This is a genomic window from Flaviflexus ciconiae, assembly GCF_003971195.1.
Taxonomy (GTDB): Bacteria; Actinomycetota; Actinomycetes; order Actinomycetales; family Actinomycetaceae; genus Flaviflexus; species Flaviflexus ciconiae.
In genome coordinates this window covers 2,614,275-2,635,111 of the sequence record NZ_CP034593.1, presented here as the reverse complement: position 1 = coordinate 2,635,111, position 20,837 = coordinate 2,614,275, and the positions used below count along the sequence as shown (strand labels likewise).

At 56.5% G+C, this 20,837-nt stretch carries 20 protein-coding genes; 5 read left to right on the top strand and 15 right to left on the bottom strand.

Features of this window, described 5'->3' with window-relative positions; all coding sequences use genetic code 11:
- Positions 1–71: 71 nt before the first annotated feature.
- Entirely contained in the window at positions 72–476 is a 405-nt protein-coding gene (locus EJ997_RS11815) for a YrdB family protein (RefSeq protein ID WP_126704724.1), read from the bottom strand.
- Positions 477–726: 250 nt separating this feature from the next.
- Between EJ997_RS11815 and EJ997_RS13010 the strand changes: the two genes are divergently transcribed.
- Together EJ997_RS13010 and EJ997_RS11810 are read left to right on the top strand one after the other, a co-directional pair.
- On the top strand, positions 727–900 hold the full coding sequence (locus tag EJ997_RS13010) for a hypothetical protein (RefSeq protein ID WP_164719640.1): 174 nt from the start codon (positions 727–729) through the stop codon (positions 898–900).
- A 245-nt stretch (positions 901–1,145) separates the two neighbouring features.
- Positions 1,146–2,192 carry a zinc-binding dehydrogenase gene (locus EJ997_RS11810; RefSeq protein WP_126704723.1) on the top strand — a complete coding sequence of 349 codons (1,047 nt, stop codon included), beginning with the start codon at positions 1,146–1,148 and terminating at the stop codon, positions 2,190–2,192.
- Between the two features lie 150 nt (positions 2,193–2,342).
- On the opposite strand, the gene EJ997_RS11805 is transcribed toward EJ997_RS11810, so the two are convergent.
- The 7 genes from EJ997_RS11805 to EJ997_RS11775 all read right to left on the bottom strand — a co-directional run bounded on the left by EJ997_RS11805 (position 2,343) and on the right by EJ997_RS11775 (position 9,418).
- Positions 2,343–2,756, bottom strand: coding sequence for a DoxX family membrane protein (locus EJ997_RS11805; protein WP_126704722.1), 414 nt, complete (start codon positions 2,754–2,756; stop codon positions 2,343–2,345).
- Between the two features lie 396 nt (positions 2,757–3,152).
- Positions 3,153–3,938 carry an SDR family oxidoreductase gene (locus EJ997_RS11800; RefSeq protein WP_126704721.1) on the bottom strand — a complete coding sequence of 262 codons (786 nt, stop codon included), beginning with the start codon at positions 3,936–3,938 and terminating at the stop codon, positions 3,153–3,155.
- Positions 3,939–3,964: 26 nt separating this feature from the next.
- A complete protein-coding gene (locus EJ997_RS11795; RefSeq protein ID WP_126704720.1) occupies positions 3,965–4,822 on the bottom strand; it encodes a sugar phosphate isomerase/epimerase family protein in 858 nt (285 codons plus the stop codon).
- Between the two features lie 75 nt (positions 4,823–4,897).
- The gene (locus EJ997_RS11790; RefSeq protein WP_126704719.1) at positions 4,898–5,857 is read right to left on the bottom strand and encodes a transketolase family protein; all 960 of its coding nucleotides are present in this window, start codon (positions 5,855–5,857) and stop codon (positions 4,898–4,900) included.
- A gap of 4 nt (positions 5,858–5,861) precedes the next feature.
- Positions 5,862–6,728: a transketolase gene (locus EJ997_RS11785; RefSeq protein WP_126704718.1), complete on the bottom strand. Its 867-nt coding sequence runs from the start codon at positions 6,726–6,728 to the stop codon at positions 5,862–5,864.
- A gap of 32 nt (positions 6,729–6,760) precedes the next feature.
- A complete protein-coding gene (locus tag EJ997_RS11780) occupies positions 6,761–7,819 on the bottom strand; it encodes an alcohol dehydrogenase catalytic domain-containing protein (RefSeq protein ID WP_126704717.1) in 1,059 nt (352 codons plus the stop codon).
- Positions 7,820–7,825: 6 nt separating this feature from the next.
- A complete protein-coding gene (locus EJ997_RS11775) occupies positions 7,826–9,418 on the bottom strand; it encodes an MFS transporter (RefSeq protein ID WP_126704716.1) in 1,593 nt (530 codons plus the stop codon).
- A 255-nt stretch (positions 9,419–9,673) separates the two neighbouring features.
- Between EJ997_RS11775 and EJ997_RS11770 the strand changes: the two genes are divergently transcribed.
- Entirely contained in the window at positions 9,674–10,726 is a 1,053-nt protein-coding gene (locus tag EJ997_RS11770; RefSeq protein WP_164719996.1) for a LacI family DNA-binding transcriptional regulator, read from the top strand.
- A gap of 91 nt (positions 10,727–10,817) precedes the next feature.
- On the opposite strand, the gene dhaL is transcribed toward EJ997_RS11770, so the two are convergent.
- The 4 genes from dhaL to EJ997_RS11750 all read right to left on the bottom strand — a co-directional run bounded on the left by dhaL (position 10,818) and on the right by EJ997_RS11750 (position 15,163).
- Positions 10,818–11,450, bottom strand: a complete 633-nt coding sequence (gene dhaL, locus EJ997_RS11765) for a dihydroxyacetone kinase subunit DhaL (RefSeq protein WP_126704714.1) — start codon at positions 11,448–11,450, stop codon at positions 10,818–10,820.
- A 3-nt stretch (positions 11,451–11,453) separates the two neighbouring features.
- Positions 11,454–12,452: a dihydroxyacetone kinase subunit DhaK gene (locus EJ997_RS11760; RefSeq protein WP_126704713.1), complete on the bottom strand. Its 999-nt coding sequence runs from the start codon at positions 12,450–12,452 to the stop codon at positions 11,454–11,456.
- 574 nt (positions 12,453–13,026) lie between these two features.
- Positions 13,027–14,055, bottom strand: a complete 1,029-nt coding sequence (locus tag EJ997_RS11755; protein ID WP_126704712.1) for an NAD(P)-dependent alcohol dehydrogenase — start codon at positions 14,053–14,055, stop codon at positions 13,027–13,029.
- 349 nt (positions 14,056–14,404) lie between these two features.
- Positions 14,405–15,163: a YggS family pyridoxal phosphate-dependent enzyme gene (locus EJ997_RS11750; protein ID WP_126704711.1), complete on the bottom strand. Its 759-nt coding sequence runs from the start codon at positions 15,161–15,163 to the stop codon at positions 14,405–14,407.
- Positions 15,164–15,510: 347 nt separating this feature from the next.
- Between EJ997_RS11750 and EJ997_RS11745 the strand changes: the two genes are divergently transcribed.
- Positions 15,511–16,149, top strand: a complete 639-nt coding sequence (locus EJ997_RS11745) for a TetR/AcrR family transcriptional regulator (RefSeq protein ID WP_206501670.1) — start codon at positions 15,511–15,513, stop codon at positions 16,147–16,149.
- The gene (locus EJ997_RS11740) at positions 16,146–17,813 is read left to right on the top strand and encodes an MDR family MFS transporter (protein WP_126704709.1); all 1,668 of its coding nucleotides are present in this window, start codon (positions 16,146–16,148) and stop codon (positions 17,811–17,813) included. The genes EJ997_RS11745 and EJ997_RS11740 overlap by 4 nt, the downstream gene beginning before the upstream one ends.
- A 386-nt stretch (positions 17,814–18,199) precedes the next feature.
- Here EJ997_RS11740 and EJ997_RS11735 read toward each other — a convergent pair whose 3' ends face one another.
- The 3 genes from EJ997_RS11735 to EJ997_RS11725 all read right to left on the bottom strand — a co-directional run bounded on the left by EJ997_RS11735 (position 18,200) and on the right by EJ997_RS11725 (position 20,089).
- Positions 18,200–18,661, bottom strand: coding sequence for a DUF421 domain-containing protein (locus EJ997_RS11735; RefSeq protein ID WP_126704708.1), 462 nt, complete (start codon positions 18,659–18,661; stop codon positions 18,200–18,202).
- On the bottom strand, positions 18,661–19,206 hold the full coding sequence (locus tag EJ997_RS11730; RefSeq protein ID WP_126704707.1) for a hypothetical protein: 546 nt from the start codon (positions 19,204–19,206) through the stop codon (positions 18,661–18,663). The genes EJ997_RS11735 and EJ997_RS11730 overlap by 1 nt, the downstream gene beginning before the upstream one ends.
- A 685-nt stretch (positions 19,207–19,891) precedes the next feature.
- Positions 19,892–20,089 (bottom strand): hypothetical protein, encoded by a 198-nt coding sequence (locus EJ997_RS11725; RefSeq protein WP_126704706.1) that lies wholly within the window; start codon positions 20,087–20,089, stop codon positions 19,892–19,894.
- Positions 20,090–20,837: the final 748 nt, after the last annotated feature.

The window sequence follows — 20,837 nt, the reverse complement described above, 5'->3', positions numbered from 1 at the left end:
TTCCACATGGGTCACCACCGACTGGCGCTCGGGTCACCAATGAGCACAGACAGTATGCTCATATTCCCCGCCTAATTCTTCGCTGAGTGTGCAACCCTTCTTTTTCTATTCACAGGCCACCCGAACATGCCAAGCACAATGAGGTCGATAAGCCAGATGGCGAGGCCGATAAGAGCGATGATTCCGTAGCCCATGGCCGCGAGTCCTGCAGCCACTGTTCCAAAGATCAGGGCTTCAAGAATGAAAGCGGGAATCCAGGACAGTGGCTTGAGGGCTTTGGGTGAGAGGAATGTTCCCCACACGGTCGCGAGAACAACCAGGGAGGCGATAACGGCAACCCACTGCCACGGCCCCTCGGTCGCGTTCCACATGACGATGGCAAGCACGACCAACATCGCTGTCTCGATAAGGAATCGGATGAGGACTGCGAACATGAGGACTGGACTCTTGCCTATGCCTAGGACTTCCATCGACATATCCCCATAAAACACTCACAGGCAGTTCAAAACAAGAGCCAGACAGCTGGGCAGTCGGCCCAATTCCACCAACTGCCGCCCTCTCTCCGAACTCCCTCTCCCGTTCATCGGGCCACTCAGGTAGGGTCAGGAATATGGCGCAGGCCATTGTTTCCCCAGGTCAGCTGGGTTCTCGGGACGATATTTCATCGCCCTTCCGCCCGACTAGGGCCTACCTCCACGCGTCCAAGGCACTTCTCGAGGAGGAGTCATGAACGACAAGCGCATACCGAAAGAGGCTGCGGGCCTCTCCCCGGAGGAGATCACCGAAGCTCCTCCTCCCCCCGTTCTGAGCGAAGACCAGCAACACGAACACGATGACGAGATCGCGGACGAGGCGGGACGCCAGTCCTTCCCGGCAAGCGATCCACCGGGCCATTACTAACCGCATGCATGTGCCATGCGTTCTTCGGGGCGTGCTCACTTAGAGTGCGCCCCGAATGCTCCCGTGGACGGTACATAGGGCTCAATAGGTCGGTAAAAGTCTTGATTTACTCGCGTGAGCAAACTTCTCGCTCACAAAGCAAACCATTGCGCTTTCAAGGGAAAGCGGCCTTTCACGTGGGCATGTAGTGTTGCTGGAGGGAACTCCTCCCGAGCCGAGGGAGGCCAGATTTCAGGGAGCAAAGAATGCTGGCGTACGAATACCAGAGTGATGGAGTGCTTCGTTTCGTCGAGAAACCAAAACCAACTGCTGGCGATGGAGAGCTTGTCGTAAGGATTGCCGCCAATGGCATCTGCGGAACCGACCTCAAGGTTGCTCGCGGTGAGCATCGTTTCTTCCCGCCAGGAACTGTTCGCGTGCCGGGACACGAAGCAATCGGCGTTGTTACTGAGAACAAGTCGGGAGACGACAGGTACGCTCCGGGAACAGCCGTTGCGATCGCACCCAATATTTCATGTGGCCACTGCCGACCATGTCAGCGCGGATTCCAGAACCTGTGCGAGAACTACGAAGCCTTTGGCCTCACCTTCGACGGAGCGTTCTCGGAACTGATGCTGGTCCCAGCACCTGCCATCAAGAACGGCAACGTTCTTGTGATCCCCGAACACCTTGATCTCGGTACTGCCGCACTGACCGAACCCATCGCAGCTGTTATCCGTGGCTTCCGACCGCTGAACATCACGGAGAACGACACCGTGCTGATATGTGGGGCGGGGCCGATGGGTCTCATTTCCCTTCTTGTTGCCAAGCAGCGCGGAGTCGGGAAAGTCATTGTTTCCCAAACATCACCGCATCGCAGGCAGATCGCCGAGGAGCTTGGTGCCGACGCAACCATCAATCCCCGCGAGGACGATCTTGCCGAGCAGGTCAAGGACATGACCGATGGTGCTGGAGCTGACGTCGTCGTTGTGGCCACACCCGTGGCTCAGGTCTTCACGGACGCTCTCCGGTCGGCCGCCGTTGGCGCCCGCATTAACTTCTTTGCGGGCCTCCCGTCCGGCAAAGGCGACATCCCACTGGATGCCAATCTTATTCACTACCGGGAATTGGTCGTTACCGGCTCAACGGCAAATAACAATGCGGACTGCCAGGAAGCTCTCGATCTCCTTGCCAGCAATCCAGATCTTTTCCCTCCCCTGATCTCCGCCTCCTATCCATTGAATGAAGCAGATAAAGCGTTCGAAGCCGCCAAGGCAGGCGACAATCTCAAGGTTATTCTTTACTCCGAGTAGACGGAATCGGTGAGACTGGCATTGGGCCCACACTCGAGAAGGTAAGCATTGACATTCTTTTGAGGGGACCACGGATAATTCCGCAGTCCCCTCAACACATCCACTTCTGAGTGATCACACATGGCGGTGGTCGACCCAGAAAGTCAAGAATTACTTGTTCTTCTTGCCGCTCCCGCGAAGGGTCAGGGCGGCACCAATAGCGAGGATCCAGCTGTCCTTGGCAAGAGCGGTGCCCTGCTCAGAGGGGCGGATACCGTCTTCCTGGGTCATACCGGGAAGCGCAAAGTAGTTGGCAACCAGGCCAGCCGAGAACACGGTGAGTGCGGCACCGGCAATACGGGTGGGTACGAAGGGCAGGAGCAGGGCGGCACCAACGGCAGTCTCGCCGTAGCTGAGGAACTTACCGAACTGCGAGGGGGTCATGTTGCCCGTTGCGGGAACACCAACCTTTGCCATGTTTTGCAGGTTCTCGGCCGTCTCGTCATCCATTCCGATTTTGTTCAGGCCCGAGTTGAGGATAAATGCCCCGGGAACGGCCCGAAGGATTGCATTGCTGAGTGACATGGTTCTGCTCCCTATGTATACGGTCATTGTTCTCGACCGAGTGTAGCCCCGGACCCTCACAACTTCCTGCATGAATTAGCCATGAGCGGAGCGACTGTAACGAGTCAACGCGTCGTTCCCATGTGTTGCTCGGTGGCTGGTGCCACACCAATGGACTCGCGTTTGCTATTCTTATGACAATCGTTCAGCCCGCCCCGTCTTGGGAGCGGGCTGAATCTCTTTCTACCTCAGAGGTGGCCCTCTGTTGAGTGGGTGGAAAAGACTGATTACCAACTGCTCAGACTCGGCCATCTACGGCCAGGTAACTCGCTAGATCCAAGAACAGCGGTACCAGCTATGAAGCAAAAGTTGGGTGTTGGGCGGTCCGGAGGTGACCGCCCAACACCCTGTCATTTCTTAAACGGTGGCTGCGAAACCGCCATCTACGTTGAGAGTCCAGCCGTTGACATAGTCGGACGCCTGGCTCGCAAGGAAGACGGCCGAGCCCATGAGGTCGTCAAGTCGACCCCAGCGACCGAGTGAGATCCGATCGGTGATCTTGTTGTAGAACTTCTCGTCTGCTCTAAGTTCCGCATTGACCTCGGTCGCGAGGAAACCTGGTGCAAGAGCGTTAGCCTGAACATTCTTAGATCCCAGCTCATTTGCTAGAACCTTGGTGAGGCCAAGAATCCCATGCTTTGCGATCGTGTAAGGCGGGCAGTGCTTGTCAGAGGTGAAGGAAAGAGCGGAGGCAATGTTAATAATCTTGCCACTGCCCTGTTCCGCCATCTTCAGCCCGACCTTGCGACCGAGGAAGTAGCAGGCGTTCAGGTTCAGCTCCATGCACGCACGGTAGTCTTCGTCCCTGTACTCTTCAAAAGCGCCAAACCGGCTCATGCCCGCGTTATTGACGAGGATGTCGATCCGACCATAGGTATCGATACAGTCTTCGACAACGCGATCGACATATTCAGAATCAGCCAGGTCACCCTGAAGGAAGGCGACCTTCCTGCCTTCTGCCTCAACGATGGCCTTGATCTCGTCCACATTCTCGGCAAAGTGCGGAATATAGAGATCAGCACCAGCTTTCGCGAACGCGGCGGCGTAGGCCATTCCAAGACCCTGGTTACCTCCGGTGACGATAGCGACCCTGCCTTCGAGTCTGAAGTAGTCCATCGAGAAACGATTAATTTCTTCATTCATTTCAAATTCCTAAGTACTAGTAAGAATTAAACAATGACATTTTCGCGGACCAGCTCAATGGCCTCGGCCGCGATCTGGCTGGAATCCGGGTAAGTTTCGCGCCAGATAGCAAGCGCATTTCCAACGGATGGGTCCAGGAGCTGACGAGTAAATGCTTCGAAGCCGTACCGACCGTCGAAGCCTGCTTCATTTGCTGCCTTCACGGCGGCCTGAATATCGACCGACCCGGTGTTGAGGGATGCTCGGGAAGACTGCCCCAGCTCGAGATAGCCGAGATTCTTGACAGCACCCTTGATCGCACCAGGCATGTCAGCCTCTTCGATTCCCATATGGAAGGTGTCGAGGTGGATGAAGAGGTTGTCGGAGCCTGAACGCTTCACGTACTCAACAGCCTGAGCCGCAGTATTGATCATTGCAGTCTCATAGCGGTTGACAACTTCGAAGGTCATTTTAATGCCGAGGGACTTCGCGTATTCAGCAGCCTGCCCAACAGTTTCAGCCGAGGCTGTGAACCGTTCATCGCTGTAGGGGCTGCTCGTATCGCCGTGCAACGCATAGGAGACACCGTTCAACTGGTCAGCTCCCAAGGCCGCAGCGAAGTCGATGGTGTCCCGGAGGTGCTGGAGGCCGTTCTTACGAACGTTCTCGTCTTCAGATGACACATCGGTTTCGGGAGAAAGCCCAGCCATGACGATCGGTCGGATTCGTGCATCGGACATCATTGTCCTCAATGCGTCAATATCGGTGCTAGCCGGATCCATAGGGCCGAATGCGATGTGGGTGTAGCCAAGGCGTCCCATATCCTTCATCGCCGCTGGCAGTCCCGGATCGTCAGCTCCCGAACAGTAGACGTTGATTCCGCACGCCATTTCAAAATTACTCATGAGTTTTTCCTTCTATGGAAGAGGGGTGAGGCAATGTCCCAGCATTGCATCACCCCTCCGCCCCATTGATCTGGGTCAGTGAGCGGCCGCGGCTTCGCGGAGCGCTACAAGGGTGTCCTGCATGCCGTAGCCATGCTTGTTACGAAGATCCTCGTCTTCACCGAATCCGGCGTAGACCTGAGGAATACCAAGCCTCTTGAAGAAGTTCAGGTGAATACCTTCATCGGCAAGGACATTCGAGATTGCCTGGGCAAGACCGCTCATCTTCAAGTGGTCTTCGAGGACAACGAACTTACCGGTTTCGGTTGCACAACGGCGGATCATTTCGACATCAATCGGCTTAATCGTGAACATGTCGACGACGCGAACCGAGATGCCTTCCTTTTCCAGCTGGCGAGCAGCCTGGATGGACTGGACGAGCATCTCACCGTGAGTGAAGAGTGTGATGTCTTCCCCTTCCCGAGCAACGATAGCCTTGCCGATCTGGATCTGGCGCTGCTCGAAGTCGTAGACAACGGTGTCCTTCTTACCAACGCCGGTACGGATGTACATGGGGCCGGGGTAGCTCATCGACTGCTTGAGCACCTCGTTCACCATATTAGGGTCGGAGATCGACACGACCGTCATGTTGACCAGCGAGGACATGAGTCCAAGGTCTTCAACAGCGTAGTGGGTCGATCCGCCGTTACCCTGCAGTCCGCCATGTGTACCGATGATACGAACGGGAAGGTTGGGGTAACAAACATCGCTTCGGACCTGCTCAAGGGCCCTCATGGAGAGGAATGGGAGCATGCCAGAAACAACCACGATGTTCCCTTCATAGGCAAGACCAGAGGCAAGGCTGACCGAGACCTGCTCGGAAAGACCTACGTCGACGAAGCGGTCGGGGAAAGCTTCCCGGAACTCAACAAGGGTTGCACCGATGTCGGGGGTGATTGCCCACAGGTTTGGGTACTGGTCGCCAAGCTCCTTGAGAGTCTGGCCGGTTACGGAACGGGACGAGATGATCTCGTCGAAATTCATTGTCTCAGTCATTTTCTTAGCTTTCCTTCCTGCTCGCGGCCAGCGAGGCAAGCGCACGCTCGAGGTCCGCCTGGCTGAGCGACCCCGCGTGCCAGCCAATGTTCTTTTCCATGAAATCAACGCCCTTACCCTTAACGGTATGACAGATAATTGCAGTCGGACGGTTGGAATCCGCCGGGGGCAGTGCGTCAATAGCACCCACGAGTTCGCTCATGTTGTGACCGTCGATCTCCATGACGTTCCAGCCAAACGCTGCCCATTTTTCAACGTATGGTTCCAGAACAACACGGTCCTCTGACATCGATGTCATGAGCTGGTGGTTACGGTCCACGAGGACAACAAGGTTACCGAGCTCATTGCTTCGAGCAGCGAGAGCAGCTTCCCAGATGCTTCCCTCACCCGTTTCGCCGTCACCAACAATGGTGAAGACGCGGTGGTCGGCTCCGGCCTGCTTGCCGTGCAGTGCCATGCCGGTAGCGATCGGCATGCCGTGACCGAGCGAGCCGGTCGAGGCCTCTACGCCGGGGAGCTGCACCTTACAGGGGTGCATGCCGTAGGCGCTGTCGAGCTGACCGTAGGTGCGGACGATCTCGTCATAGTCAAAGAACCCGCGGATCGACATGGCAATGTACATTGCCACTGCTGCATGCCCCTTGCTGAGGACGAAGCGGTCACGCTCCGGGTTTGCAATATCGCTAGGATCGACTCTCATTCCGTACTGGAACAGCGCGGTAAACATGTCGGCGACAGAGAGGTCGCCACCAATGTGAACCGAACCGGAGTAGCTACCACAGAGCTTGAGAAGTTTGACCTTGAGTTCGTAGGACAGGTCTTCGAGCTCCTCCACCGATACGTCAGGACGCCGAATAGTTGTAGTTGTCATTCTTATCTCCTTAATTCCTGGGCTTTAGCCAGTCACTCGCCCTCGAACTCATTGCCGCGAATGAGAACCTTGGGATACTTTCCGGACATGTGGGCGTCGAATGCTTCAACAGCATCGTCGATGTCGTACACCGCTCCGGTGAATGCGTCGAGGTTCAGAGTCGGGAGGATCTGAGCCGCTCGCGGGTAGGTGTAGGGGGCAACGAACAGACCGGTAATGGTCAGCTCGTTGGCGTAGCAGTACTGGTAGATGTTGAGCGGAAACTCGTAATCCCCGGGGTACATCGCAGCGAAGATGAGCTTGCCACCCTTCGCCGTGATCTCCGGCAGTGGCTCAATTGCCTTAACCGAACCCGAGCAGTCAATGACGATGTCGTAGCCGAGACCGTTCGTCAGCTCCATCGCGACCTCGTTAAGGCTCTGAGCAATGGGATCGATCGTGTGGTCGGCTCCGTACTCTTCAGCCAGAGCCCGCCTGTCAGCAATGGGCTCCACCATAGTGAGGGTCGTGGCACCCATCTTCTTGATGAGCTGAAGCGTGAGGAGACCGATCGGTCCAGCACCGATAATGGCAACGCGCTGGCCAATCTTCGGCTCCGCCTTATCCATAACTCGAACAGCAACGCTGACCGGTTCCAGGAGGCAACCTTCCTTCAGTGAAACACTATCGGGAAGCTTGTAGACCTGGGCCTCGTTCCACACGATTGTCTCGGCCATACCCGGACGGTTGTATTCATCGAGGTTGGTACAGAACTGCTGCTGCTTGTTCTGGCAGTAGTAGCAAGTGCCGCAGAAGTGAACAAAGTTGCCGGCAACTCGGTCACCAACCTTCAGGCCCTTGGTGGTGGCCTTTTCTCCCAGCTCCACAATGACGCCGGAAACTTCGTGACCCAGGGGAATCGGCACATCGGTTCCGAAGATGCCTTCGGCAAGATGAGGATCAGATCCGCAGATCGAGCAGTAGGCAACCTTGATCTTCACATCGTGGGGGCCAACGGGATGCTCTTCAACTTCTAGGACACCGACTGCACCACGAGCCTCGAGATCTGGATCTTTCAGACTGCCGATTTTCGTAACGTGTACACACTTCATAAGTGCTCAATCCTCCTTTGGATCGTCTAATCTGGTTGGGTCAACAATTGATGGCGCTGCCGAGGTCGTTCCGAGCACAGGCGGCGTTGCTTTCTTGGCTCGCTCTGCATCTCGCAACGACTTCCTCTCCGCCGCTTCAGCAACGAGCACGTGCTCTTCGTCAGTTACCGGTTCGACAAGGCCGTCACGGACAGCAATCTTGTGCTGAATGTCAGCAACCTTTTCCTCCGACAGGTCGTAAAAGAGGACAAAGATGAGAAGAGTGATGATGAGGATAATGGCGGGCAGCCAGGTCGACATGAAGTGGATGCCGTTCAGAGCTTCCTGCGACTGAGCGACGTCGGGAACATAATTAACGGCTTCCAGAATCCAGGCCGGAACAACTCCACCAAGGAGCATGGAAGCCTTGAGGCCAAGACCGATAAGGGTCATGACAATCGCGGTCAGGCGGCGGCCCGTATTGAGGTCGCCGTATTCAACCGGGTCAATAATGATCGCCCAGAGGCTACCCATAAGGATGCCGTAACCAAACGAGCTGATACCGCGGAAGACAAGCATGAGAGCAAGTGCCGAAGGCGGCAGCATCGCAAGAAGGATTGCGCCTAGTGCGCCCACGACCAGTCCAATGATGACCGCGCCCTTCTTCTTGAAGCGACGGATCAGCCACGGCACGATCGGAACACCGAACACGGACGGCAGGACGACCATGAGCGAGAACCAGGCCATCATGTCCGGGCGGTCAGCGTAGTAAGAAATGTAGTAGACGCTCGAGGAACCAACGATAGTGTTGAATCCGTAGACGCCGAAGAAGAGCAGGAACATCAGAACGACGTACTTGTTGTTCGTTGCCTGACGGATAATCTCCTTGAAACCGGGCGGGTCCTCATGCGACGTAACCTTGATGCGCTCAGTCACCTGGGTGTAGGCGTAGAGCAGGATCGCAAGCATGACCACCGACATAAGCGCAACGGTGAACATGTAGGACTGCTGAAGCGAGAAGTACTGGTTGAGGAAGTCACTCAGAAGAGGAATGGTCAGCGCGACGATAACGCCACCGGCCTGAGCAAACATCATGCGCATCGACTGAAGACGAGTACGCTCGCTCGGATCCGCCGTCATCACCGAAGCGAGGGAGATGTACGGCTGGATGATCAGGGTGTAACCCATGTTGAGAATGTTGTAGGTAGCGTATGCCCAAACCAGCTTCGCCCCGTAGGTCATCTCAGGCGTCGTATAAGTCAAAACAGCCGCAATCGCGAACGGTAGCGAGCCGTAGAGAATCCACGACTTGTACTTGCCGTGGCGCGGGTTGAGTCGCTCGACGACCCAGCCCATGATCGGATCATTAATGGTGTCCCACAGCCTTGCGACAAGGAACATCACCGCCACGTGACCCGGACGAAGTCCAAACACGTCCGTGTAGAAGAACGTGATGTACATCATGATCGCCTGGAACGCGAGGTTCATTGCTAGATCGACGAGAGAGTATCCAAAGACCTCTTTACGCGGCAACTTGTAGTAGCCCGGCTGAGGACCGGACTTTTCCCACGCGCCGGTAGCACTACCGATCGTGATCTCATCTTTTTGGTCAGTATTCACAAACCTTGACCTCCCTGGACGGAATGTCCGTTTCAAGCCGGAAGCTCCCTCGCTTGGCCAGCCCTTAAACCTAGGACGAAAGCCTCATTGCCAACGTCGTGCTCACCATAATACGACACGTGTCACCTTTTAGCCAGCAATTTGGAGAAATTAGACGACACGTGTCATCTTGGAATGTTCCAGTCTGGGTCTTTCGGCGAGATATCGAAGAAAATCCGCGATAAAATGGAAACGAGTCAACCGAGGAGGTCGGATGTGAGCACGTCGAAAAATGCGACACCAACGCGTGCAGACGTTGCAAAGCTTGCGCGAACATCACTGGCGACGGTCAGCTATGTTGTCAATGACGGCCCCAAGTTCGTGGCCGAAAAGACACGTAAGAGAGTTCTCGACGCCATCGAGACTCTCGGTTATCGTCCCGACCCAATTGCACTCTCTCTCCGAGGCGCCAGTTCAAATTCAATTGGGATGATGGTGCCGAACTTCAGAGGCCCATTCTTCGCGGACCTTGTCGCGGAAGTGGAACAGCGAGCGGCAGCGCAGGGCAAGGTTGTTATCTTCGGTTCAACCCGATACATCCACAGCACCGAACAAGAGCTGATCAGAACATTTGCCGATCACAGAGTCGAAGCGGTTCTTTCGATTGGTCCCACAAAGGAACTACAGCCCGCCGATCGATTCAACGGCGCCATCAACATCTTCAGAATCAGTGATGACGACCGCGCTATGTCCACGGTAGAAATTGCGCAGCGGGCCGCCATACGAGAAGCCGCGCAACATCTCCTTGGACACGGTCGCAAGCGGATTGCCGCGATCTTTGGTCCTACGGCACACGGAGTTTTCAAGGTCAGATATCGGGGATGGCGGGATGCCATGTCCTACACCACCGAGCAGAGCAAGGAGCTAGTCCGCCGGGCAGATTACTCATACCGGGGCGGGCATGATGCAGCTCTTGAGCTTTTCTCCCAGAAACACCGTCCGGACGGGCTACTCGTTTCCAACGACACGCAAGCAATCGGAGCCCTGAGCGCCCTCAACACGATGGGCCTCCGCATCCCCGAAGACGTTGCCGTGATTTCAATTGACTCAACTGAGATAAGCCCCTTCCTTTCGCCTCCGCTCAGCTCGGTAGCCCAGCCAGCAGATCTCCTGGCGGAAGCCGCACTTGAGTTAATCAATACACCCGATGCGGATCCCGGCACACATATCACTGTCCCGCACCGGCTGAACACTCGAGAATCTTGCGGTTGCACCAGTGAACCTCCTGATGAGGTGACTGAGGAAGAGCCGCTCGAAAGAGCAAAGTAGTCGATCATCTCCACAGACAGCGTGGGGCGGCAGACCCAAAGATCTGCCGCCCCACGCGTTAGTTGAGCTAGTTGCTCAGCAGTTGATTGATTTAGGCACCGGCGATACCGTCAGCGATTGTTGTGAGCAGGATCGAAACCGAGATTGATCCCGGGTCCTTGTGGCCGAGGCTCCGTTCGCCCAGGGACTTGGCCTTGCCGACCTTGGCGATCATGTCCTTGGTAGCTTCGGACCCCTGCTCTGCAGCGTTCGCTGCGGCACAGGATGAGGCAGCGAGACCCTCCGAGACAGAAGCACGGGCCGCTTCGGCTGCAGGAATAAGAGCATCAAGCATGGTCTTCTGACCGGGCTCTGCCTTGCCTCGGGCCATGACTTTCTCAACCGCGGCTTCAAGACCTGCCGCATATCCCTCAGCATCCATCTCTTCACCACCGAGCGCCTTGGCTGGGGCACGGAACATGGTGCCAAAGACGGCTCCGGAGGCTCCGCCCGAGGTGCTCAGAACCGCCATTCCGACTGCCTTGAAGGCATCACCGACAGTTGAAAGCTCGGCATCCTTGAGCGCCTCAAGGCCTGCTCCGAAGCCTCTGGACATGCCGGTGCCGTGGTCACCGTCGCCGGTGGCACGGTCTGCTTCACCAAGAAGTTCCTTTGCGTCGACAATGGCCTGGCAGGCCTGGGTCAGGATTGTGCGGAGTTGTTCTGCGTTTACTGTATCTGCCATGTATCAGCCCTGCGTGTAGGGGACGGACTCACAGGGAGCTTCGAGGAGCTCTTCGATTTCGTCGGTGAGCTTGAGGAGCGTGAGCGAGAAGCCTGCCATGTCCTGCGAGGTGAAGTGCGCACCGATATCGGTACGGCCAACGGTGATGCCCTTCTCCTCGAGAAGTTCTGCCACCTTGCGGTAGACAACAAGCAACTCCATCTGAGTTGTCGCACCCAGGTTGTTGATCATCACGGCAACCTTGTCGCCTGACTCAAACGGGAGGTCCTCGGTGATCATGTTGACCATCTTGACTGCGAGGTCATCGGCCGACATCATCGCCGAGCGCTCAACACCCACCTCGCCGTGCATGCCAAGACCGATCTCGATCTCGTCATCACCGAGTTCGAAGGTGCGCTTACCGGTGTCGGGGAGAACGCCTGCGCGAACGGCAACGCCGATCGTGCGGGTGTTGTACTGAACCCGCTCGGTCACTGCAGCGGCCTCTTCGAGGGAGAGTCCCTTGGCGCAGGCTGCGCCAGCAGCCTTCACAACGTAGAAGGCACCACCGATTCCGCGGCGGCCCTCGTAGTCATCGGTTGCGACATCGTCGCGTACGAGGACGGTCTTCGACTCAATGTCGGAGTCGTCTTCAGCGAGCTCGGCTCCCATGTCAAAGTTCATGACGTCGCCAGCATAGTTGCCGTAGACAATCAGAACACCTTCGCCAGCATCGGCGGCCTCGATGGCTTCCTGAACGTGCTGGGGTGCGGGGGCTGCGAAGATATCACCAGAAACGGAGGCGTTTGCGAGGCCGGGACCAACGAAGGCACCGTACATGGGCTCGTGTCCGGAGCCACCGCCAACGACCAGGCCGACCTTGCCCTGTTCGACCTTGGTGCTGCGGATAACCCGAGATCCAGGGTCGCGAGCAAGCAGACCGTTGGAGATCGCGACGAGACCGTCAAGAGTCTCATCCACGATGTTGTCGGGACTATTCATAATCTTTTTTGCCTTGGGCATGACTACCTCATTGTTGTCAGGTTTCCGAGTAGCCAGGGCACGGCCACCCGACACGTTAACGACGTGCTGTCCTTCACACTACAACGGGTTACACGTCTAGGCGAGCGCCCGCACACTCGTCCACTTCAGGTCTCAATTCCGCGAAATATCACCCTTTACCAAGCATCACGAAACGGCTAGATCAGCCGACTTTTGAGCACTCTTGATGCTCATGTCTTGACCGCAGAGAATAAAAACACTGGAGATGCGGAGCCGCCAAGGTGCCAATCCAGAGCAACTGCACATTCTCGAACGTGCGCGCCAGTAGTCCAGTTAGTCTGCTTAAACAGTCCGACCGTCAGTCAGCCGGCTCTGCCCCAACGGTCCGACCGTCAATCGGCCTAGTCTGCCTCAATAGTCCGACCGGCATTTCGTGACGATTCTGTCGACACCTGAGCCTGGAAAGTCATTTCATCCGCACCCGACTAGGGCCCCGCACCAAACATAGTTGGGCCTCCCCTGACTGCAAGGGGAGGCCCAACTAGGTGGAAGGAGTAATGGTCAGATTACGAAGCTGGTAGTTGCGGGAGGGGAACTAGGGAACGAGGATGCCTCGTCCGATAAGCCTGCCCTGGTCAAGATCGTTGATGGCATCGTCGAATGCATCAAGCGGATAGACGGCGGTGGTCAGGGAGATCTTGCCTTCTGCCGTGAGTGTCATGAGTTCAACGAGGTCCTGGTAGGTTCCCACCAGGTTGCCAATAACGTTAATCTCCTGGGAGATGATGTCGATAGTTAGCAGGTCGACGTTACCGCCGTAGCCGATGACGTAGTAGTCTCCCCTGCCCTTAAGCATTCTGGGGCCAACCTTCTCCATTCCTTGTTCACCAACAAAGTCGAAGACAACGTCGGCTCCGCCGCCGGTGATCTCCTTAACCTTATCCAGTGTGGCTTCATCGTCACCCGAGAGAACGGTTTCATGGGCACCGAGGCTCTTGGCAAGCTCAAGGGCCTTCTCGGAACGATCAACAACGATGATGTGTGCCGAGGTGAGTGCAACGAGGGACTGAATACCAATATGGCCGAGTCCGCCCGAACCAATGACAACGGCATGGCTTCCAGGGAAGAGCCACTTCGCGGCCTTCCTTACCGCGTGGTACGCGGTAAGGCCAGCATCTGCGAGCGCAGCGATGTCCTTGGGCTGGAGAGAAGCATCGAGCTTAACGACTGCTCGGGCATTGGTTTTGAGGAACTCTGCCATCCCACCGTCTGCGTTGAGGCCAGGGAAGCTTGAGTTCGAGCAGTGCGAGTCTTGTCCCGCACGGCAGGCTGGGCACAGCCCGCACGTGACGAGGGGATGCATGATAACGGTGTCGCCAACGCTGACATTGGAGACGGCGCTACCGACTTCTTCTACCCAGCCAGCATTTTCGTGGCCGAGGATGTAGGGGAGGTCGGGGTTCTGGATCGGGGCCCACTGGCCTTCGATGACGTGGAGGTCTGTACGACAGAGACCGGCTGCGCCGACTTTGACGATGACATCCCAAGGCCCTGTGACCTTTGGATTGTCGACTTCATCAAGGGACGGCATTTTCTCGTATTCGTGAATTCTTACGGCTTTCATTGCACGCTCCAGTTTTCTGTGTCTGCATTGACACGCGGTACGTGCAAGTGTGGTAGCGGTCCCTACTCAAGTCAATAGTTCAACTAATTCGTGCAGGACACTTTCAATATGGGAGAGCAAACATGAAGGCAAGAGTCACTTCCCGCGGAATCAAGCCAACCAACGGAGGAATACAGACTCCAACGAGGGCAATTGCTCAGCCGACCACAATCCCAAAACGGTCAGTGAACTGCATGAAATGAACGACGGACCAGGAAGGCCCAGCCTCGAAGGACCCTTCGCAAGGAAGCAATGTCGGAACTACCGAGAGAGCCGAGATTGTCAGCCTTCCCGCACGAGCAGGTAAGGGTTATTGCTTGGCCGTTGCGCTCGGCCAGTAGTACGCATCAGTTGTTGGGCGCGCGCCGAAGATCGCCTGACCAACGCGAACAACGTTCGCGCCTTCTTCGATAGCGATCTCGTAATCGCTCGACATTCCCATGGACAGTTCACCTGGACCAATAAGGGCCGGATCTCGATCCCGCGCCTCGTCTCGCAATCTGCGGAGTAGCTGGAAGCACGTTCGCACCGCTTCCTTGTCGTCGGAGAAGATCGCGAGTGTCATCAGCCCCTTGACGTTCACGGTTTCAAAACCCCTGAGCGCCTCCAGCATTCCCGGAACAGCACCGGGCTCGAGTCCGTACTTTGACTCCTCACCCGAGGTGTTGACCTGGACGTATACGTCGAGGCTCCGCCCTTCCATTTCCAACCTACGGTCAAGAGCTTCGGCAACACGGAGGGAATCGAGTGCATGAAACTCGCTAGCGAAAGCCGCAACTTCCTTGGCCTTGTTGGTTTGAAGGTGGCCAATGATTGACCACTTCACATCCTCATCGATCAGGTTGGCGTGCTTACGCTTTGCCTCCTGGACCTTGTTCTCCCCCAGCTGGTGAGCACCAGCAGCAATAGCCAGGCGAATGCGCTCCTCAGGAACCGTTTTAGAAACTGGGAGGAGCCTAACTTCCGAAGCATTGCGACCTGCTCGCTCCGCCGCCCGTTCAATCTTTGCCCGCACCGCGGCAAGATTTTCGCGGAACGCTTCGACCGTGTTTGCTGTCGGAAACTCCATGACACCACTCTCCCGTTGGAATACTGACCCCATCTATTGTGCCACTCCGGGATTTCCACGGTTCTTGGCAGTTCGACTACGGACTTTTTCATTCTTGTCCATCACCGCCCAACCAAAGCAGGAGCGCTACCTCTTCACCGTGTGTAAAATCTGCAAGAGAGTCTTTCACCCGTTAGCGATCAGATAGAAGCATATCGGTTTAGTTATTCCGGGCCCGCAACACCAAGATTTCTCCACCGGGAGAAACTAGCTAATTGACAGCGTTTACCAAAGCTAAGACATTGCGGTGACGCACTGTACAAACTTTCACATTGTGCATTCTTGCAGTCAGTGCAATTATGAATCTCGTGCAAAAGTCAGAGCCCGGACTCCGGGAAAGAAAACGCGAGGCGACAACTGCGGCGATTGAACATGGCGCAGTGGATGCTGTTGAGGAACTCGGATACGACGACACCACGGTGGATGAGATCTGTCGGCGCGCTGACATCTCCCCGAGGACGTTCTTTAACTACTTCCCCTCCAAGGACGCCGCTATTGCCGGCCTGCCGCTAACCGTTGCTGGAACGGACGGTGTCGACGAGATTCTCGCCGATACGTCGCAGCCGATCGTTATTCGCCTTGCAAGCATTGTCGAACTCGCACTCACACCAGAACTTCTTCACGATGACCTGACTCGCCGCAGAGGCCAGCTTCTTAAGAAATACCCGCAGTTGCACGAATTCCATCTGGCCGGGATCAGCGCATACATCTCTGAACTATCGGCCCTCCTGACCGATCGGCTTACCAGTCACCCGGAGGAAAGAAGCATCAACAGCGGGCTTGCTGTTGAGAACGAAGCCCACCTGACCGTGGAGCTCGTTGGCACTGCCCTCCGATACACCATTCGTTGCTGGGTCGACCAGCCTCCCACTGCTCCTCATGCCTGGTCGGATGACCTGAAGCAGGCTCTCGACTTTATGTCTCTCATTCTTCGAAGGAACTCATGAACACCACACCTGAAACAGATAAGCGGGCTGTCCACCTCGTTTTCTTGGGACTTTTGACGGCAATGTTTGCCTCATCGCTCGATCAGACGATTCTTGGCACGGCCCTGCCCACGATCGTTGGCGAACTCAACGGAGTTAACCACATGCTGTGGGTGACCACCGCCTACATTCTTGCCGCGACTATTATGATGCCGATCTACGGCAAGCTCGGCGACCTCATTGGCCGCAAGTCGCTCTTCATCTTTGCCCTGGACCTCTTTCTTGTCGGCTCGATCATTGGCGGGCTTTCCCCCGCCATGAACTGGCTGATTGCTGGCCGCGCCGTTCAGGGCCTTGGTGGCGGCGGGCTCATGATCCTGTCGCAGGCAATCATCGCCGACGTAATCCCGGCCCGCGACCGCGGTCGCTACATGGGGATCATGGGTGGCGTTTTCGCCATCTCTTCCGTTCTCGGACCGATCCTCGGCGGCTGGTTCACCGAAGGTATTGGATGGCGTTGGGCCTTCTGGATCAACATCCCGCTCGCCATCATCTCCATCGCCGCAGCCTGGGCGTTCCTCAGGATCCCCAAGAGGGAGATGCCGGAAGGTACAAAGCTTGACGTTGCTGGCATGGTCACCATGGCCATTGCCGTCACCTCGATTGTTCTCGTCACCTCGTGGGGTGGCACCGAGTACGACTGGAGCTCCCCGACGATCCTCGGTCTTATCGCTCTCGCAATCGTTGCCTCACTAGCTTTCATCGAGGTCGAGCGCCGCGCGGTAGAGCCGATCATCCCCCTCCACCTGTTCAAGAACAAGAACTTCAACCTGGCAACCGCCGCCGGTCTGTTCATTGCGATCGCCATGTTCGGTGCCGTCGCCTACCTACCGACCTACCTTCAGATGGTTAACGGCCTATCGGCAACGAATGCTGGTCTTCTCATGCTGCCGATGATGGCGGGGGTTCTCCTCACCTCGATCGCCACAGGCTTCCTCGCATCGAAGACCGGTCGCTATAAGTGGATGCCGATCGCTTCGACTCTCGTTGTTGCCGGAGCCATGGTTCTCCTGTCCACCATGCAGCCCGACACCTCAACTCTCGTGTTCAGTATCTACCTGTTCATCTTTGGTTTCGGCCTGGGACTTGGCGCGCAGATCCTTGTCCTGATCGTCCAGAACACGTTCCCGAACGCCATCGTTGGTACAGCAACAGCCGCAAACAACTTCTTCCGTGAGATCGGTGCTTCTCTCGGTGCCGCAATCGTCGGCGCCCTGTTCACCTCAAGGCTCACCGCCCTCCTCACGGAGCGTATGCCGGTGGAGGCCATGCAGGGTGGCTTCAGCCAGAACTCGCTGACCCCGGCGGCAGTCGCGGAGCTTCCCGCTCCGATCAAGGATGTCATTGTCTCGTCCTACAACGACTCCCTGGCACCCGTTTTCCTGTACCTCCTCCCCCTCATGCTGTTCGCCACGATCATCCTGTTCTTCATCAAGGAAGAGCCGCTGGCTACCAGCATCGACGGTCAGGTCGCCCATGCCCTCGCAGACAACGCAGACCAGGAAGCCGCGCAACTCTCCCGGGAAGCGGGAAGCGCAACCCCGATCGGATTCTCCGGCACCTCAGCAATGGACAGTGGAACGCCCACCGAGCTCGGCCAGGCCGACACCCCCACCAGCAACTGATTGGAAACAATCAACGCCTGATTAGGCACTTTCAATCATTGGTTGAGCAGAATTTACTAGGCAGCACTGAATAACGGGTGCCACCACGACAGGGCACCCCAAACGAAACAGTGGGGGGCGTTAATCCCGAATGTTCAATTTGGGACATTGCCCCGCGAAGAATGAGTAACCGGTGGGCTCACGTCGAAAGACCTGGACCCACCGGTTATCTCTATCCACCCTTCAGCGATAACCAGCACCTGCTACGGAACGCACCCACGACGGCACGCACCTTCTACGAGCACACCCGCCAAGCTCTAGCGATCCTCAACTCTTAGATTCTGCCCGAGGTGCGGAGCCTCAGGAGGGTCGGAGTTTCAGGAGGGGCACAAGCTCAGGAGGATCATCTAGGCCCTATCTGCTTCCTTCGCCTCGGTTGCGAAGAAGGAGATTTTCCCGTCCTGCTCGAGTACGGCAAGTCGAATATCGCTCATCTTCTCAAACCCTGATTGCCGGCCAGCACTGAGCAGTTCGGCAGCCGATACTCGCTGGTGTCTCATCGCCCGAGTATGTGCCACACCGTCGGAAACGAGAACGACGGGCGGCCCTTCTAGTGCCTTGCTGGCCTTTGGCCAGTGGGATACAACGAAGTTGAATCCCACTGCGAGAAGAGCAAAAGTACCGACGGCAACAAGGCCGCCCGTGAGTGTGCGGTCCTCACCAGTGATTGCCTGCTGGATCAAATCCCCCATGCAAATAAACAGCAGTAGGTCAAAGGATGACAGTTCGCCAAGGGTCGCTCTGCCGGTTGCTTTTGTGAGGAGCCAGAGAACAAAGAAGGCAATAACTGCTTTAATGATGATTTCCATTAGGGGAACCTCCACGTATCAAGCGGAACTTCGAGCCGATCATCACCAACGACAACATCGAGAGTGCCGGAAGTTCGCAGCTCCCACTGGTCGCCGGCCCTGCCCTCGATAACGAGCCTCATACCCCTACTACCATCAGGCACCTGATATTCGAGTCTCATGCGTCCGTTCGCGTGAGCCGTCTGCGACTCTGCTTCGGGAATGAAAAGAATATCCTCGATCATTCCTACGTAGTCCTGATCAATGTCGAGATAGACCGTTTCGGGTAGCTCGTTAGCGCTCTCGATCCGGGCAATGACGCGAACATCCTGGGCCGCCCTCGTTGTCTTCGGATAGTCGACATCGACTGAGACCGGCCCAGACTCTGCTCGTGCAGTCCCGTTCAGGTCATAGACCCCTACGAGCCCGACCAGGATAAACACTGCAAAGACTAAGAGAACACCGTTGCGCGCTAGCCGTCTGAGCGGACCACTCCCCGCATACGCCACATCGTCAAACAATGATTCGGGCGGCTCGAGATCAGGGTCCTTTGCCTGTTGCGCCACACTCCCACCTCCGTCCACCCACATAGCCGGAATGGTTCGTCCCACCCCTGGTACGTTGGGAATTCAACGTACCACCAAGCCAAATGACGCGCACCACGTTATTGCGACTATAGTCACCGCGACGCTAAGAGTTGCAACTGAGGAAACCCTAGGTTGTGACGGCCCTCAACTCGTTTTCTTCCGACCTCAATAGGTCCCCGAGAAGCCCCAATTTGGGAGCAAGGAACCAGGGTAGGAGAAACAATGCCGTTGTTGTTACTGGTGAGACTGCCGTGAAGCTCCTACGAAATGCGATATAGCCAGGGACGCGACCACCACGCCCCTGGATACATCGCCTACGTCCCGGCGGCAACCACCCTACCCCCACCAAGGCACGCGAGGATCTCGCCAAGAATAGGCAACGATAGATGCATTTGCTCATGGCGGCTCTCCTGAGCACCAACCAAACAATTGAGAGCCACTCATGGCGCCTATCGAAGCCTGGTAGTCGCGGTTCACCGGAGCCGCCCTGTTACGTCCCTCAGATCCAGGTAATCAGATCATTAGGCGCCACACACAGGGCGCCAGAAAGCCCGATCGCTCCCAAGTTGGTTTGGGGCAGTTGCACCAACAAGTCGAGTTGAACCGTCAAGGGTTTCTTACCGCCTTCCAACTAGGCTTGCCCATCAGGCCTTCGTTCCGGGCATCAACCGATGCCGCAGGCTTTCTCGCCGCTTTCGGCCAACGAGAACAGGTAGCCCAGCCCTCCTGCTCCGACTTTGAGCAGATAGTACTCCTCATACCACTCCATCTCAGCATCAGACCGGAGAGCCGTCGTCTCGGCGATTCTTCGTAGCCGCGCCACGCCATGGTTCCACCGGCGCCACGTTCCTGATTCCGCCACGAACACTATGTAGTTACCGTCAACAGCGACGACCCGTGCCGGGCCCCGGTCCCGGCTCTGCGCACCGAACCGAGCGTGGATGACATGAATGCTGTGACCGGGCCAGTAGGCTTTGCACCGCGTGTCCAGAGGTGCGATACCGATATTCGTACCGTCGGGGCGGTAACTATGAACGCTGTCCGGTCTTCGCTGTTCACCGAACGGGGCTGAGCACCGCGCCCAAAAGGGGGATTGTTATCCACATGGAAATATCCTTAAATCGCTTGATTCCACCCGGGCTTCTGCTCGGGGCAGATCTTCCCTCAAGAAGCGTGCGATACGCGGTTGCCAGTCGACAAGCTGAGAGGCTTAACGTCGAGCTTCTTGATCCGACTCGATCGCAACAGCGGTTCGCGCACTGTGCAAATATCAATCCAATTCACATGTTATTGAATTGGTATCCTCGCCTCCAAACGCGTTTTTTCGGTCGTCGCGACCGAGCAGTCTGGCGAACGGTTAGTTTTGCGGCAGCATCTGTAGTTGCGCACGCAAGTCAGCCCATAAGCACATACTTCAACTCCAGAAACCCAGGCCTCCATGCGAGCCCCTTCGCCCCATGCCGGACTCGTTAAGGCAAACACATGACAAAAACTTATATGTTAATGCCAACATTTCCACGCCCAAGCCGTTTACACCCGCCACAGCCTTGAAAAGTTCCCCAGAAAACGGTACTACAGAACCGCACATGAGCATGGAACGCTCCACGTAA